Origin of the sequence: Slackia piriformis YIT 12062 (assembly GCF_000296445.1) — a bacterium.
GTDB lineage: Bacteria > Actinomycetota > Coriobacteriia > Coriobacteriales > Eggerthellaceae > Slackia > Slackia piriformis.
Genome location: NZ_JH815198.1, coordinates 722,936 through 739,040 on the forward strand (window position 1 = coordinate 722,936; position 16,105 = coordinate 739,040).

At 59.6% G+C, this 16,105-nt stretch carries 13 protein-coding genes and 1 pseudogene; 10 read left to right on the forward strand and 4 right to left on the reverse strand.

What is annotated here, in order from left to right; genetic code table 11:
• Window positions 1–71: 71 nt before the first annotated feature.
• On the forward strand, window positions 72–854 hold the full coding sequence (locus HMPREF9451_RS10075) for a hypothetical protein (protein ID WP_009138867.1): 783 nt from the start codon (window positions 72–74) through the stop codon (window positions 852–854).
• On the opposite strand, the gene HMPREF9451_RS03215 is transcribed toward HMPREF9451_RS10075, so the two are convergent.
• A complete protein-coding gene (locus HMPREF9451_RS03215) occupies window positions 843–1,511 on the reverse strand; it encodes a response regulator transcription factor (protein WP_009138868.1) in 669 nt (222 codons plus the stop codon). The genes HMPREF9451_RS10075 and HMPREF9451_RS03215 overlap by 12 nt on opposite strands.
• Window positions 1,512–1,819: 308 nt before the next feature.
• Between HMPREF9451_RS03215 and HMPREF9451_RS03220 the strand changes: the two genes are divergently transcribed.
• The 3 genes from HMPREF9451_RS03220 to HMPREF9451_RS03230 all read left to right on the forward strand — a co-directional run bounded on the left by HMPREF9451_RS03220 (window position 1,820) and on the right by HMPREF9451_RS03230 (window position 5,292).
• Window positions 1,820–2,644 carry a polyphosphate polymerase domain-containing protein gene (locus HMPREF9451_RS03220; RefSeq protein ID WP_009138869.1) on the forward strand — a complete coding sequence of 275 codons (825 nt, stop codon included), beginning with the start codon at window positions 1,820–1,822 and terminating at the stop codon, window positions 2,642–2,644.
• A gap of 165 nt (window positions 2,645–2,809) precedes the next feature.
• Complete coding sequence (locus HMPREF9451_RS03225) at window positions 2,810–3,328, forward strand: DUF4956 domain-containing protein (RefSeq protein WP_009138871.1); 519 nt, start codon at window positions 2,810–2,812, stop codon at window positions 3,326–3,328.
• A 2-nt stretch (window positions 3,329–3,330) separates the two neighbouring features.
• Window positions 3,331–5,292, forward strand: coding sequence for a carbohydrate-binding domain-containing protein (locus tag HMPREF9451_RS03230; protein ID WP_009138872.1), 1,962 nt, complete (start codon window positions 3,331–3,333; stop codon window positions 5,290–5,292).
• Window positions 5,293–5,367: 75 nt separating this feature from the next.
• Here the strand turns inward: HMPREF9451_RS03230 and HMPREF9451_RS10080 are convergent, their stop codons facing one another.
• Window positions 5,368–6,768, reverse strand: a complete 1,401-nt coding sequence (locus tag HMPREF9451_RS10080; protein WP_009138873.1) for a TrkA C-terminal domain-containing protein — start codon at window positions 6,766–6,768, stop codon at window positions 5,368–5,370.
• A gap of 36 nt (window positions 6,769–6,804) precedes the next feature.
• Window positions 6,805–7,993, reverse strand: a pseudogene (locus HMPREF9451_RS10235) (cation:proton antiporter domain-containing protein).
• Between HMPREF9451_RS10235 and HMPREF9451_RS03240 the strand changes: the two are divergent.
• From HMPREF9451_RS03240 to coaBC, 4 genes are read left to right on the forward strand one after another with little or no spacing between them, the layout of a single operon-like run.
• Window positions 7,983–9,047, forward strand: coding sequence for a deoxyguanosinetriphosphate triphosphohydrolase (locus HMPREF9451_RS03240; RefSeq protein ID WP_009138877.1), 1,065 nt, complete (start codon window positions 7,983–7,985; stop codon window positions 9,045–9,047). The pseudogene HMPREF9451_RS10235 and the gene HMPREF9451_RS03240 sit on opposite strands and share 11 nt — an antisense overlap.
• Window positions 9,048–9,081: 34 nt before the next feature.
• A complete protein-coding gene (locus HMPREF9451_RS03245) occupies window positions 9,082–9,792 on the forward strand; it encodes an AzlC family ABC transporter permease (RefSeq protein WP_009138878.1) in 711 nt (236 codons plus the stop codon).
• 1 nt (window position 9,793) lies between these two features.
• Window positions 9,794–10,132: an AzlD domain-containing protein gene (locus tag HMPREF9451_RS03250; protein ID WP_009138879.1), complete on the forward strand. Its 339-nt coding sequence runs from the start codon at window positions 9,794–9,796 to the stop codon at window positions 10,130–10,132.
• Between the two features lie 52 nt (window positions 10,133–10,184).
• On the forward strand, window positions 10,185–10,721 hold the full coding sequence (gene coaBC, locus HMPREF9451_RS03255; RefSeq protein WP_009138880.1) for a bifunctional phosphopantothenoylcysteine decarboxylase/phosphopantothenate--cysteine ligase CoaBC: 537 nt from the start codon (window positions 10,185–10,187) through the stop codon (window positions 10,719–10,721).
• Between the two features lie 94 nt (window positions 10,722–10,815).
• On the opposite strand, the gene nth is transcribed toward coaBC, so the two are convergent.
• On the reverse strand, window positions 10,816–11,478 hold the full coding sequence (gene nth / locus HMPREF9451_RS03260; protein WP_040625997.1) for an endonuclease III: 663 nt from the start codon (window positions 11,476–11,478) through the stop codon (window positions 10,816–10,818).
• 198 nt (window positions 11,479–11,676) lie between these two features.
• On the opposite strand from nth, the gene mfd reads away from it, so the two are divergent.
• Both mfd and HMPREF9451_RS03270 read left to right on the forward strand, forming a co-directional pair.
• On the forward strand, window positions 11,677–15,294 hold the full coding sequence (gene mfd, locus HMPREF9451_RS03265; protein WP_009138882.1) for a transcription-repair coupling factor: 3,618 nt from the start codon (window positions 11,677–11,679) through the stop codon (window positions 15,292–15,294).
• Window positions 15,294–16,037 (forward strand): glucosaminidase domain-containing protein, encoded by a 744-nt coding sequence (locus HMPREF9451_RS03270; RefSeq protein ID WP_009138883.1) that lies wholly within the window; start codon window positions 15,294–15,296, stop codon window positions 16,035–16,037. The genes mfd and HMPREF9451_RS03270 overlap by 1 nt, the downstream gene beginning before the upstream one ends.
• The last annotated feature ends 68 nt before the right edge of the window (window positions 16,038–16,105 follow it).

The window sequence follows — 16,105 nt, forward strand, 5'->3', positions numbered from 1 at the left end:
AGAGGGGTCTCAGGGTGTTTCTCCAGAATGGATGAGTTTGCCAGAATGACGGTCAGGGGGGTCTTGAGCTCATGGGAGGCGTCGGCGACGAACTGCCTCTGCTTCTTCCAGGCTTCCTCGACGGGGCGAAGAGCCCAGCGGGCGAAGAAGACGTTGATGGCGAAGAGGACGGTCAGCGCACCGGCTCCGGCCAGCGCGAGGGAGGCCGCGAGGGATTCCCATCGCTCGACGAACGAGGAATCGGCGAATGTCACGTACGTGCCGTCTTTCATGCTTCGCTTCATGTAGACGAGTCCGTAATCCGACAGGACGTCTGTTCCATCGGCTGCTTGGGCAATCGTCTGCGCCGCGCTTTCTATGGTGCTTTCATCGATGGAGATGATGGATTGCTCGGGGAATGCGGCGGTAAGGCTTCCGTCTTGCGAAAGGCGGTATACGGCCACGGGAATGGCGGGGGACTCTTCGCCTCTTCCCAAGACCATGCCGCCTGTTTCTTCGGATGCCGCCTGCGGGCTCTCCCGGTTAAGGGGGTCGGACGACGATGCGTCGATCGGACCTTGCTGGGCGGTTTGCGATTCCTCGGCGCCGTCTTGCGGGCCCGACTCTGCCTGGGCTTTTGCTTTCCGATCCGTTTCGGCGGCTTTGTAAATGGCCCCTCCGAGGGAGGATTGCACCTCTTGGAAATTCTGCTGGCGCTCGTTGAGGCAAATGCCGACAAACACGACGACCATCACAAGGAATATGGTCGCCATGTTGAGCGCGATGAATTTGATGCGGAGTCGTTTGAGCATGGGTTCCTTCTCGAGGAGGCGTTTCGTGATCGCGGCCGCGACTGCCGTGTTTTATTCGGCTAATTTGTATCCTATCTTACGGATCGTTTCTATCCGCGCATTTGATTCCAGGTAGCGAAGCTTCTTCCTCAGAAACGAGACGTAGGCCTCCACGTTGTTGTCGGCGGCGTTGGATTCGATGCCCCAGATTTTCTCGATGATCATCTCTTTGGGGAGGATACGTTCCTTGTTGGACATGAGCATCTTTGCCAGGGCGAATTCCGTCTTGCTGAGATGGATGGTTTTCCCGTTTCGTACGAGCTCGTGGCTGTCGAGCTTGAGCGAGACGTCTCCCGCGTCGACGGTCTCGAAGATGACCGACCCTTGCCTGCGCATGAGTGCGCGAAGATGAGCCATGAGCTCTGCGGGCGAGAAGGGTTTCGTCATGTAGTCGTCCGCGCCGTGGTCGAGCCCTGCGATTTTGTCCGACACGCTGCCTCGCGCCGTCAGCATCAGGACGGGCGTGTCGATGTTTGCGTGGCGGATTTCTCGGACGACTTCGTAGCCGTCCATGCCGGGCATCATGACGTCAAGGATGATGGCGTCGTAATTTCCGACGACGGCCCAGTCTCGTCCGGTTGTGCCATCATGCACCATATCGACCGTGTAGTCGCTTTCCTCGAGGATACGTCCGAGGGCTTGGGCGAGCTTTATGTCGTCTTCGACAATGAGCACCTTCATGGCATGCCTCCATAGGGTAGAAGTCTTTCCTGATATTGTAATTCGCCGCCTGAAATAAACCTGAAAGGAAGTAGGCCTCTTGCGCGCCGATTCATAAGCGCCTTTTGCCTCTTTCTTCTTTTCCGTTTCCGCTCTGCTCGTGTTTGGAATTCGCTTTTGAGGGAAATACGACCGCTTTTCTGAAAGTCTCTCTCGCACGAACCTGAAAAGAACGCTGCGTTTCAGGTTTTTTTCAGGTCGGCTTCCTATCTTGCGAGCCAGACGAAGCGTATGCGGCTGTCTTGTCGCAGGATGGAAAGGAGATTCTCGTGGCACGCGACGTTCAGAGCGTCTTCGAACGCAAAGAGACGAAATATAGGCTCAGTGCCGATCAATACCGCGCGATTCTTGACGCATTGGAGGGCAGGCTTGCCCCCGACGCGTACGGAAGCACCGTGGTCAAAAGCGCATACTTCGACACGGAGCAGCGTGATATGGTGGCCCGTTCGTTGGAAAAGCCTTTCTATAAGGAAAAGCTGCGCGTGCGCGGTTATGGCATCGTGGGCAAAGACGATACGGTATTCGTCGAGATTAAGAAGAAATACGATGGGGTGGTCTATAAGCGCCGCATAGGCATGTCTTACGCAGCGGCGCGCGCTTACCTCGACGGCATGCCGTATGAGAAGGCCTGCCGTGCTTTCCCTGCAAAAGGGGAGTCGCAGACCACCTGCGCTTCGCATGAAGAAGAGGTTCAGGTGGCGCACGAGGTGGATGCCTTGGCGTCGCGATGGGGCGCGCTGAGCGCGTCGGTCGTTACATCGTGCGTGCGCACGGCGTACGGTCCCATCGGCGAAGACGGCTACGGCTGCTCGGGGGAAGACGGCCTTCGCATCACGTTCGACTCGTCGCTTGCATATTGCGACCTGCGGGCGAAAAGGCGTGCTTCTTCGTTTCTGCCTCTGATAGGGCCCGAAGAGGTGATTATGGAGATCAAGGTGCGCGGGTCGTATCCGAAATGGCTTGCCGACGTTTTGGCTCAGTGCAATGCATATCCGTGCTCTTTCTCGAAATACGGCGAGGCGTACAAGCGCTGCATGCAGCGCTGCTCGAAGCCCGTCGACGGCAAGAGAGAGGCGGTGGCTGTCTGTGCTTGATTTTCTGTTCTCTTCGATGCTTTCGGCGACAGAATCGAGCGTTACGGGGGTTTCGGCGGAGGGGTTTCTCGCCTGCTGCGTCGCCTCTCTCGTGCTGGGCGCCGCCGTTGCGGTCATCTATATGTTCCGCACACGTATTCTAAGAACTTCGTCGTAACGCTTGCCTTGCTGCCCGTTATCGTTCAGATGGTCATTATGCTGGTGAACGGAAACATCGGCGCAGGAATCACCGTGATGGGCGTGTTCAACCTGGTGAGATTTCGGTCGATTCCCGGCAGCGCCAAAGATATCGGCAGCGTCTTTCTCGCTATGGCCGTCGGTTTGGCTACGGGAATGGGGTTCGTTCTTCTGGCCGTCCTGTTCGTTGCAATCGTGGCCGTGGCCAACGTCGTTTACGTTCTTTCGCCGTTCGGGCGGGGTAACGCCGAGGAGAAAAGGCTGCGTATCACCGTTCCTGAGGACTTCGAATATGAAAACGCCTTCGACACCGTGCTCGCGCGCTACACGAAGGAGCATGAACTTGTTTCGGTGGAGACGTCGAACATGGGGAGTCTGTATCAGCTCGAGTACAAGGTGAAACTCGAAGAAGGGGCGGGGCAGAAAAGATTTCTCGACGAGATTCGCTGCCACAACGGCAATCTCAAGGTCTCGCTTGGTCTTTATGGCGGAAGAGAGGTGCTCTAGTGATGATGCATTTCGGCGCCGGCCGCAGCGAATACGACGCGCTGCGCCATCGAGCGGCACACGTCGCATCCCGTGGGCTCTTCTGTTTGGCCGTCATTGTGATGTTCTTCCTTTCGGCGGCTGTTCTGCTCGCAGGATGCACCTCCGGAGCCGATTCGACCCCGAGCGAGGATTCCTCCGACGGCTCGGTGGCCGAGCAGGCGACGACGTCGTCTGAGTCCGAAGCCGACGAATCGGGCATGGACTTCTCGTACAGTTCGCGCGATTTGGATGTAAGTTATGATGCTGAAAACGCGACGTATATCCGCCTGTCGGACGATTCCGTTGAAGTGCAGGGTCTGGGCGCTACGGCTGTTGACGGCACGGTGAGCGTGAGCGCAGCGGGAACCTATGTTGTATCCGGCAGTATCGCCGATGGGAGAATCGTGGTGGAGGCGGGAGACGAGGACAAAGTGCAGATCGTGCTTTCGAACGCCTCCGTCTGTTCCCAGGACGGACCTGCGATTTCGATCCTTTCGGCGGACAAGTGCTTCGTCACGCTCGAGCAGGATTCGACGAATGCCCTTGTAGACGGGTCTGCCTATACGCTCGAGGAAGGGGCGGACGAACCGAATGCGGCGCTGTACAGCAAGGCCGACCTGACGCTGAACGGGACAGGGTCGCTTTCCATCGAGGGCAATTGGCAGCATGCGGTATGCTCGAAGGACGACCTCGTTATCACCGGCGGAACCTATGACGTCTCCGCCGTCGAAGACGCATTCCGCGGAAAGGACTGCGTGAAAATAGCCGACGGGTCGTTTACCGTCGAAGCAGGCGGAGACGGCTTCGTTTCGACGAACGACGAAGACGAAACCCGTGGCTTCGTCAGCATAGACGGCGGTACTTTTGATATCTCCGCGCAAGACGACGGCATCCAGGCGTATACGCATGCAAGGCTCGCGGGCGGCGAGTTCTCGATGGACTCGGGAGATGACGCCGTGCATAGCGACGGGTCGGTGTCCGTTGCGGGCGGCACGTACGATATCGTGGCGGCCGACGACGCTTTCCATGCGGAGACGACGCTCGAGGTAATCGACGGCACGGCGCGCGTCGTTTCGTGCTACGAAGGGCTCGAGGCCCAGTGTGTCTATCTCCGCGGCGGAACCGTGCATGTAACGGCCGACGACGATGCGGTCAACGCCGCTTCGTCTTCAGCCGACGGGTCGTTCTCCGAAGCGGTGGCTTCTTCTTCCGACCCCGTTGGCGAAGGCTCCCTTTCGGCGGCAGACCCCTTCTCTGCGCCTGCTGCCGGCGTTTCCGCCGGGGCGCCTGCGGGCGAGGCCGATGTGCGCGGCGCAACTCCCGAGAGCGGTATGGCCGAAGGAGGCGTCGGCATGGGCGATTCATCCTGCGTGATAGAGATTTCAGGCGGGTATTACGTTCTGACGTCGGGCGGAGACACGCTCGACTCGAACGGGAGTATCGCGATCGCGGGCGGAACAGTTCTGGCTCAGGGCGCGCCCAATACCGACGATTATGTGCTCGACTACGACATCGAGGCAACCATCGACGGCGGAACCCTCATTGCGCTTGGCGGCAGGGAGATGGCGCAGAACCTCACGAGCGGTTCGCAGGCGTTCGGCATGGCAAGCGTTTCCGGCAGCGCCGGAAAGACAGTCGCAATCGTGGACGGAGAAGGCTCGGTTCTCGGCTCGTTCACGGCGGTCTACGACTTCGACACCGTTGTCGCAAGCGTGTCGGGTATGCAGGATGGTGAGGTCTATGGCATCGTGGCGGCCGATTCGCTCGAGGGCGCCAATGAAGACGGCTACGCGAGCTCGGGCACGCTATCAGCGGTCGATGCGATGGAACTGGTAGTTTCGACGAGCGCTCAAAGCGGCTTGGGCGGCCTGGGCGCCGACGGACAGGCCGCAGGGCCTGGTATGGCGGGAGATGTCAGGCAGGGTCCGGGAGCGCAGCCCTGATAGAGGCAGTCTTGCGTTCCTCCTTTAAAGGTGAAGGCGTCGCCAGGGCGCCTTCACCTTTTTCTATGCCAAGGGCTAGCGGTCGCCTTGTCCGAGGGGACCGTCGGTCTGAGCAACGACCCCTTCCGGCGTGCCCCGGTCTATGACTTCGGCGTCGGCGGCGTTGATGAGGTTGCCCGCAAGACCCGACTCCCCGATGAGCCAAATCCTGTCGCCGGCGGCGAGGCGTGTGTTGCGCGAGGGCTTCATGCGCAGAAGAAGGTTGTGTTCGATCGCGACCACGAGGCTTCCGTATGCCGATTTGAAATCGATATTGGCAATCGTGCGCCCGACGAAGGCCGATTTCGCTTCAATCACGAACGAGAAGCAGGTGATGTCGGGGGAGGAAGGGGAGCTGGCGAGGTAGTCCTCGAGGGATTCGCCGAGCGCCTTGTCCTCGTCGATTACGTTGTCTTTCAGAAGATGCTGCAGGTAGGAATCCACTTCGTCTTCTGTGCCGACAAAGGTGAGCACGTCGCCTTCCCTGACGCAGAGCGGGTCTTCGGCGTCTCCGATTCTGCGCAACAGGTCAGGCTTCGAAAGCCGGGCGAGGGTGTCTCCTGCAATTCGTCGACCGTCTCGTTCGATGGCTATCAGGTCTAGTCCGTGCGCCATGCCGAAAAGGAAGCCCGCCGAATGCTGCGATTCTCCGGGAAGGGTGCTTTGTCCCACGATTTTCAGCATAGATTCGGGGGAGAGGGGTCGCGGCTTTGCCTGGAGCATGCGGCTGGTTTCGACGCGTGTCACGTAGAGGTGCTTTTCGACCCAATGGACATGCTCCTCGTCGCTGAGGCTCTCGCGGCGCTCGGCGATGATGTTCTCGTTCAGATTCCGGATGAAGCGTGTCTCTATTCTCAGGAAGGAAGAATGGACGGACTTCGATCGCGCTAAAAGCACGCTTGCTAAGACGGCGAAAAGGTAGGGCCATACGGTATGGCCGATGTTCGACGCGTGGACGATGTAGACGATGGCGGCGATCGAGACAAGCGTGCTAAAGAGCGCGAGCGCTAAAAGGGGAAGGTGGTTGCGCCTACTCTTAATCCAAAGCACGCTGAATTCGTTCCTACGTCCGCTTCGGACACTGTGGAAGAGATTGGACACAAAGGCGCTGGTAATAAGAATGGATATTCCGGCGATCGCGTATCCTGCGACGAAGTCGGGGGCGAATCGGGCCAGAAGGGGCCCGGCGATGGCGTTGAGCACCTCGACGGATGCGATCGCGGCAAGCACGATCAGGCCCACTTTGACCGCCCAGCGCTTGATATATCCCATCCAGAGTTTGGAGGAGGGGCTGGATTCCTTCGCTTCAGCCTGGGCTCTTCTGTCGATTGAATCGAGGATGGCCTGGGGAAGAACGCGGACGATGGTCCGATATGCGGCATCGGAACTTTTGATGTAGAAAGGCGTTGCGAACGTGGTGAGCACCGAAACGGCCACGATGACGGGATGGAGGAAGTCCTCGGTGACGCCGAGCTAGGAGCCGAGCGCTGCGATGATGAAGGAGAATTCTCCCACCTGGGCCATGCTCATGGAACATTTCACGGTGGTTCTCAGCGACTGCTTGGAGACGAGCGCTCCGAGCGATACGCAAAGAGGCATGCCCACCAGGACAAGCAGCGAGACGATGGCGATGATGGCCGCGTTGTCGGCGATGGCCTGCGGGGATATAAGCATGCCTACGGAGACGAAAAGACCGCTCCGAAAAGATCCTTAATGGGTTTGACGAGCTTCGCTATGCGTTCGGCCTGTACGGTTCCGGCAAGGATGGAGCCCGCGAGAAACGCTCCGAGTGCGGCCGAGAACCCAATGGCGCTTGCCAGCGCGACCATGCATAGGCACAGCGCGAGAGACGCTATGAGCAGAATTTCGTCGGTGAGGAAGCTCGCGATGCGCTGAAGCGCCACGGGTACGAAGATGACGGTCAGTACGAACCAGACGATCAGGTAGAGCGCCATGCGTCCGAGCTTTACCGAAACGGCCGCGCCGTCTATGTTCGTGCCCACAGCAAGGGTGGAGAGCACCACCATGAGAAACACGGCTGCGATATCCTGGATAACAAGCACGCCGAAAACGAGTCCTGCGAACCCTTTGTCTTTCAGGTGCAGTTCGTCGAACGTCTTCGCGATGATCGTCGTCGACGAGATGGCGATCATGCCGCCGAGAAACAGGCTCGTGAGAAGCGGCCAGCCAAGCAGGGTGCAGCACGTGAATCCTGCGACCATCATAAGCCCCATCTCGATGAGCGCCGTCAGAATGGCGGGCGGCCCGCGGTGGCGAGCCTTGTGATGCTGAATTCCAGCTCCAGGCCGAACATGAGGAAGATGACGCCTATCTCGGACCAGACGGAGATGCTTTCGGTGTCAGAGACGTCGGGAAACCACGAGATGGCGGGGCTCACCAGAAACCCAGCCAGCACGTAGCCGAGCACGAGGGGCTGTTTAAGCCTCCTGCATACGATGGTGGCAATGGCGGCCACAGCGAGGATGAGGGCGAGGCCTATGGCAAGCGGGGAAAGATTTTGCACAGGCTCCTCCTTGATAGCGTATCCGCTTGATTGTAGCAGCCTTCGTTTGCTTTCGATGTTTTTCCGGGCGAAGGGTTCAACGTGGTACACTGCGGTGGCGTATATCGCACGCGGAAAGGCGGCATGCATGCATATCATTCGACGTGAAAACCAGGTAGAGCGCGAGCGCGCCGGTCTTTCTCAAGACGCTATGCTCTCGTGCGAGACAGAAGGGCGTGCGCGTTCTGCCGAGCCTGATTTCCTGCGCAACGAGTTTCAGCGCGACCGCGACAAAATCATCCACGCGAAGAGTTTTCGCCGTCTGTCTCACAAGACGCAGGTGTTCATCGCTCCCGAGGGCGATCACTTTCGCACGCGCCTCACGCATACGCTCGAAGTGGCGCAGATCGCCCGCACGATCGCGCGTGCGCTCGGCCTGAACGAGGATTTGACCGAAGCCGTGGCCCTCGGCCACGATCTGGGGCATACTCCCTTCGGTCACACCGGCGAGGAGGCTCTTGCGGCGGCCATAGGAAGACATCGGGGAATTTCGGCGGACGATTCGCGCGTGGCTGATTTGTATAGGCACAACGTTCAAAGCCTGCGTGTAGTGGAGTTCGTGGAAAACGAAGGCAGAGGCCTCAACCTCACCTCGGAGGTTCGTGACGGCATCGTCTGTCATACAGGTCCCGTGCGCGCGGAAACGCTCGAGGGGCGCATTGTAGCCGTGGCCGATCGAATCGCTTACGTCAACCACGATATCGACGACGCGATCCGCGCGGGCATTCTCGAAGAGAAAAACCTGCCCGAAAGCACCCATGCGGTTCTTGGATCCGATCACTCGGCGCGCATCGAGACGCTCGTCACGGATGCGGTCGTGGCTTCTGCGGCGGCGGGCGATATACGACTGAGCGATTCGGCCTTTGCTGCCATGGGGGAGTTGCGCGAGTTCCTCTTCGATTCCGTCTACAAAAGCGAGCCCGTTCTGCGCGAAGTGGCCAAGGCCCAGCATCTGATTGCCGGGCTGTTCGATTATTTCGTATCGCATCCCGAAGCGGTTCCGGCGGAATGCCTCGCCGTCGCCGAAGGCGATGTCGTGCGTGCGGTGACCGACTATATCGCGGGCATGACCGACCGATACGCTACCAGGGTCTATCAGGACCTCTTCATTCCTCAGCCCGCCTTTTTCTCGTCTGCTTGTAAAAGCGTCTAGAAAAGCGGGGGCATCTTCGTATAATAGGGCAACTATGAATACATCGATCGTGCAAGAATCATTCAAAGCGGCTGCGCCTATCATGGCGGGCTACGTCGTGCTCGGGCTTCCTTGCGGCATCCTTTGCGCTGCCGCCGGCATGGAGGTCTGGATGGTCGCGCTCATGTGCGCCCTGTTCTATTCGGGGGCGGGTCAGTACATGATTCCCAACATGTACATGGCGGGCAATCCGCTCACCGCCATCATCGCAAGCGTGTCTCTGGTCAATACGCGCCAGATGCTCTACGGCGCCTCGCTCTCGCAGTTCTGCGGTACGTGCCGCAAGCGCCTGGCGTTCATATTCGGCGCCACGGTCACCGACGAAAGCTTCGGCGTGAACCTCGCCAACTTCTTCAACGGCAACTGGTCGGTCGGCAAGGCGTTGGGCGTGAATCTGTTCTCCCAGTCCACCTGGCTGCTTTCCAACGTGGCGGGCGCCGTGGTAGGTTCCGCGATTTCTCTTCCGACGGCTCTGGCCTCATTTGCCATGACGGCGTTGTTCATCTGCCTCCTGTGCATGCAGAAAATTTCTCGCGCGAACCTCGTCGCGGCGGGAAGCGCGTTTCTCGGCGTCATAATCTGTAAATGCATCGGCCTTTCCGGCCCTGCCATTTTGATCGGGGCCTTGATCGGCATCGGCGCTGCGCTTGCGTTCAGCCTCAAGATGGAGGAGCCGGGCGATTCCGATATCAGGATGGGGGCGTAGCGTGTCTATTTCTGACTTCTTCATCGTATTCGTTTCCTGCGCACTCACCATGCTCGCTTGTCGTGTCCTTCCCGTATTCCTGCTGAAGGGCAAGAAGCTTCCCGAGACCATGGTTCGTGCTCTGAACTTCATTCCGCCCGCGGCATTCGCGGCTCTGGTTGCCAACGACCTGTTCGATCCCGCAAAGATTTCGTCGGGCGATGTGTGGTCGTGGCTTGCGCCGCTTATTGCCGCGCTTATTACCATGGGTGTCGGGCTGAAGACGAAATCCCTCGCGTGGTGCATTCTCGTAGGCGTGTGCTCCCTCGCCGTTCTCATGTACGGCCCATCTCTTGTGTAGCTTGCCTCGCGTTCGGCAATTGGGTCGATGATTCTTCTGAAAGGAATGGAAGATGAAAAAGGTTCTCCTGGCTGTTTCGGGCGGCATCGCGGTTTATAAAGCGTGCGATATCGTGAGCAAGCTCACGAAGCGCAACGTCGATGTGCAGGTCATCATGACCGAGAATGCTACGAAGTTCGTCACGCCTCTGACATTCGAGGCCCTGTCCAAGCATATGGTGTTCACCGACACCTTCGATTATTCCTATGACGCCTCCATCAAGCATATCTCTCTGGCGCAGGAGGCCGATTTGCTCTGCGTCGCTCCCGCCACGGCGAACATCATGGCAAAGATGGCTCACGGCATTGCCGACGACATGGTGTCTTCGACGTTTCTTGCGGCGACGTGTCCTGTGTTGGTGTGTCCTGCGATGAATACCAACATGTACGAAAATGCTGCCACGCAAGCGAATTTGCGCATTCTCGAAGAGCGTGGCATGAAGATTGTCGGGCCTGGCGTGGGCAAGCTTGCCTGCGGCGACGTTGCCAAGGGCGTTCTTGCTCCGGTCGACGATATCGTGGACGCCATCATGGAGACGCTTGGACAGTAGCCCGTCTGTCTTCGGAATGATTCAAAGAAAGAGCGCGCAAGCCCGGCTGCGCGCTCTTTTGCGTTTTGCGGAGTGTTTGCTTTGCGAAGGGGTCTTATTTCGCCTTTCCGCAGCTCGGGCATAAGTCGTTAATCAGGCACATTTCGCATTTCGGGTTGCGTGCGCTGCAGAACTCGCGCCCGAAATGCACCCACTGGTGATTGATGAACAGCCAGTCGTGCTGCGGGTAGATTTTCAAGAGCTTGGCCTCGGTCTTCTGCGGTGTATCGTCGTTGCGCGTTGCGAATCCGAGCCTGTGCGCTATGCGATACACGTGCGTGTCGACGGCGATGCCCTGCGGATTGCGAAATGCCTGGCACATGACGACGTTGGCGGTTTTGCGGCCGACGCCGGGAAGCGTCTGCAAGGCGTCGATGTCGTTGGGGATGGTTCCGCCGAAATCTGCAAGCACGGTCTGCGCGCATGCCACGATGTTTTTCGCCTTCGAGCGAAAGAACCCGAGCGGGTGGATGATCGCTTCGATGTCCTCTACGCGGGCGTGGGCCATTGCTTCCGGAGTTCCGAAGCGCGAGAAAAGCTCCGGGGTCACTTTGTTTACGGCGGCGTCCGTGCACTGTGCCGAAAGAATTACCGCGATGGTGAGCGTGAATGGGTCTTCGTGATCGAGGGAGCATTCGCCCTCGCCGTAATATTCGTAGAGGCGGCGTTCTATCTCTGCCGCTCGTTCTCGTTTCTGGGTCAGGTTTTCGCGTGGCATGGGCGCATCCTTCGTACGGTGGTTTGACGGCATTGTAGCCCAAGACGGGTTCGTGGGTTCTTCGAGAATGTGCGCAGCATTGCAGAATGCGAACAATCGTTTGCTACAATTCGGATAGATTCCGGTCGCTTGTGCGGCCTTGTCGTGTTTGTCTTTCCGCCCGTATGCTGCGCGGGCTTTTGGTTCATGGAGGAATGTATGCTCATCGATTCGCTCGCGTTCGCCATCGAAGAAAGCGGCGCGCTCGCGCCCGTCTACGAGAAACTTGACGCGGGCCAGGATGCAACGCTGGCTATAGCCGCTTCCGCCCGCCCGTTCGCGATTGCCGCGCGCTTTGCCGCGCACCCGCAATCTATGCTGGCGGTCATTCCGGGCGAAGATGCGGTGGACGGTTTCGCCCGAAGCATCGCTGCGTATGTGGGGGATGCGCACGTCGCGGTTTTCCCCATGCGTTGCGATTATCCGTTTGCCCCCAAAGAACCCGATGCGCGCTTCGTCGCCCGCCGGGCCCATGCGGCCTGGGCCCTTCAGTCGGGCGAAGACGTCATCGTTGTGGCGTCCGCGGCTTCGCTTGTGCGCGCTCTTCCGCCGTGCGCATCGAGGGTCTTCGCGCCGATCGTTGCGGTCGAAGGGGCGGAAGTGGTCGATGCCTCTACGGGTGAGGTGCTCGATTTCGAGTCGGTGGCCGATGCGCTCGTGACGCGCGGCTTCGTCAATACGGGCGATTCCCTCGAAGGCCCGGGGTCGTTTTGCGTCCGCGGCGGAACGATAGATGTGTTTCTGGGCAATGTGCCGTATCCTGTTCGCCTTGATTTCTTCGGGGACGAAGTGGAAGAAATACGCCGCATCGTTCCCTCCACCGGGCAGACGATCACCTCCCTTCCCGATGTCGAAATCTTCCCGGTGCGTGAATACCGCCTCACGAAGAAGGGCGTGGCGCGCGCTATGCCTACGGTGGCGAAACGCGCCGAGACCGATCCGGTGTGGCGCGAGATGTTCGGCCGTCTTCAAGCGGGGGCTGATTTTCCCGGGGCCGATGCCTTGCTGCCGCTTCTTTACACGAAAACCGAAACGCTGTGCGCCTACGCCTCCGAGCAGACGCTCGTGGTGCTCAGCGAACCGCGAAGCATCTTCGACGATACCTCCCGCACATATGACGACGCATGCAAGCGCGCCGAAGGAAGCCATATTTCGCCCGAAGGGCTCTACCTGCCTCCGACCGGGCTCGATTTCGGGTCCGCTCAGCGCTATACGCTTTCGTCCATCATGAAGGTAGGCGGCATGATCGACGAGCAGCTTCCGGTGAAGCGCACCGAGATCGCCGGCAGCGCGGAAAAGCTTATAGGCCGCCTGCGCAGCCTGGTCGACCAGCGCTTCACCACGGTGTTCAGCGTTCCCGACGTTCGCGCCCGTAAAGACATGATGCTTCTTCTGGTGGATAACGCGCTGCCTGTCGTGGAGGTGCTCGATGCCGAGCTTGATGATTCTTCGCAGGACGCTTCCGATAGCGCTTCTACGCGCACGAGGCGCTCGCGCAGGGGTTCGGCGCGTTTTGGGTCCGATCATCCCGAATGGCATCGCAACGTGCGCCGCCTTAAGCGCGGCGTGGTGAACGTGGTGGATGTGGACGTTCCTTTGGGCATGATCGTGCCCAAGGCGAAGATCGGCCTGGTTTCGGTTCATGACACGCAGGGCCGCAACGCGCAGATTCGCAACCGCCGTCGCGTGGACATGACCGAGGTCACGTTCCCGTTCGTCCCGGGCGACTACGTCGTCCATGCGGCCCACGGCATCGCGCTGTTTAAAGACCTCGTCCGCCAAGACGTCGGCGGCATGATGCGTGATTACCTGCTGCTCGAATACGCCGAGGGCGACAAGCTCTTCGTCCCTGTGGAACAGCTCGATCGCGTGACGCGCTATGTGGGTCCCGAGGGCTCGTCGCCTCGTTGTACACGCCTGAACACGAGCGACTGGTCGCGTGCGCTTTCCAAGGCGCGCAAGGCCACCAAGGAGCTTGCGTTCGACTTGGTGGATGTTTACACGCGCCGCGCGAGCGTGCAAGGCTTCCGCTACGCGCCCGACACTCCCTGGCAGCGCGAGATGGAAGAGGCGTTTCCCTATGATGAGACCCCCGATCAGCTCTCCGCTATCGCGGAGGTGAAGGCCGACATGCAGTCTTCCAAGCCCATGGACCGCCTGGTCTGCGGAGATGTTGGGTTCGGCAAGACCGAGGTTGCTCTGCGCGCGGCGTTTAAGGCCACGCAGGACAACAAGCAGGTCATGGTGCTGTGTCCCACCACTATTCTGGCGCAGCAGCACTATACAACCTTCAAAGAACGCTTCGACCCCTTTGACGTGCACGTTGAGGTTCTTTCGCGCTTTCGTAGCCCCGCCGAGCAGAAGCTTGCGCTCGAGGGGTTTGCCAAAGGCACGGTGCAGGTGCTGGTGGGCACGCATCGCCTGTTGTCGCGCGACGTGAACCCGCATGACCTCGGACTCGTCATCATCGACGAGGAGCAGCGTTTCGGCGTCGGCCATAAAGAGCAGATGAAGAATCTCCGCGAGCAGATAGACGTGCTCACGCTGTCCGCAACGCCTATTCCGCGCACTATGCAGATGAGCTTGTCGGGCGTGCGCGATATGAGCCTGATACTCACCCCTCCTGACAATCGTCGCCCCGTGGAGGTCCATGTGGGCGAATGGGACGTCGATGTGGTGAGCGAGGCCATTCGCCGCGAGCTTCAGCGCGGCGGCCAGGTGTATTACGTGAGCAATCGCGTCCGCACGATCGACGAAGCGGTCGAGCGCGTCGGTGCGGCCGCGGCCGAGGCGCGCGTGGGCGTGGCGCATGGCAAGATGACGAAAGAGGAGCTTGAACGCGTTATGGAGGACTTCTCCGCAGGAGCCATTGACGTGCTCGTTGCCACCACGATCATCGAAAGCGGCATTGACAACCCCCATACCAACACGTTGATCATAGAGGATTCGCAGCGTCTTGGTCTGGCTCAGATGTATCAGCTCAAGGGGCGTGTCGGACGTAGCTCGGTGCAGGCGTATGCCTACTTCATGTTCCCCGACAACGTAAGCTTGACCGAGGAGGCCATGGCGCGTCTGGACGCCATCAACGAGCATCGCGATCTGGGCAGCGGCATGCGCGTCGCCATGCGAGACCTCGAAATTCGCGGCGCGGGCAGCCTGCTTGGAGCGGAGCAGAGCGGCAACATGAGCGGCGTCGGCTTCGACTTGTTCGCCCAGATGCTCAGCCAGGCCGTCGCCAACGCGCGCGAAGGGGCTTCCGGCGAAGATGCCGTGCTGCCTCCTGCGCTTTCCGACATCACGGTCAATTTCCCCGAGCACACCTACATTCCCGAGGAATACGTATCCGATGCCGACGAACGCGTGCTGTTGTACCGAAAGCTCGCGTGCGCCGACACGCCTTCGGTGGTCGAGGAGCTTCGGGAGCAGACGAGCGAGCGCTATGGCGCCATGCCTCAGGCCTGCACCAACATGTTCGCGAAATCGCTCGTGCGCGCCTGGGCCAACGAACACGGCGTCAAGCTCGTCGGCGTGTCGGCGGGCAAGCTGACCGTCGAACCCGTGGACGTGCCCAAAGACGCCCTCGCTTCACTGCGCCGCGCTTCCGGACGCTATGTCGCCCAAAGCGGCAAGCTTGTGCTTCCTTTGAAGTATTTCGGCTTGAAAGAGGACGAGAGCCTCATTGCCGCCGCGTACGAGTTCCTGGTCAATCTTTCCGAAGGAACCGTTGCACCGAGCAAGGATGTCTCGCGTCCCTCTTCTGCAAGGAGGGGTCGATAATGGTCCGGACGGCAGCGGGGCGAACGGGCTCGTCCAAGGCAAAGGCAGCGGCGTCGAAGACTTCTTCGTCTCGGTCCAGGTCGAAAAGCCCGCAGGGTTCTCGCTCGAAGCCGGCTCGGGCGTCTTCTCCGAGGCGTTTCGCAAAGCCTTTCTTGCTCGCATTGGCCGTGCTTGCCTTCGTGCTTGTTGCAGCTCTTGGGGTTGCGAACATGCAGGGCGAAAAGGAAACTCCGGCGCTTCGCCCCGACGGCCTGCCTTCCTACATCACCGACGAAATGGTGCAGACCGCGCAGGACATGCAGAAGCAGTATGGCCATCCTGCCGGATGCACGTTGGCGCAAATCATTCAGGAAAGCGGTCAGGGAACGGGGCTTTCGGCCCTTGCCGAGCAGGACAACAACCTGTTCGGCATGAAATGGGCCGCTTCTTTCGAGGGCAAGCCCGGCGTGGTGGGTCCGGTTGATTGGGGCACCAACGAAGAGTACGACGGCGCCACGGTCTCCATCACGGGCACGTTCATCCGCTTCGAGAGCCAAAAAGCGTGCATCGAGTTTCGTTCGAGCGTGTTTTTGCAGGCTTCCACCTATGCCGACAATCCCACGATTAAACGCGCGATCGAGACGGGCAATTCTGCGCTGATGGCGTGGGGCTTGCAAGATGCCGGATGGGCCACTGACAGTTCGTACGCGGAGCATCTCGTCTTGCTGATGGATCAGTACGACTTGTATCGGTTCGACGAATAGTCCTTTTCGTTCGCGCCGTGCTTATTCTTGCATCGCGCGCGGCGCAGGCTGAGCTTTCCGTTCGCTCG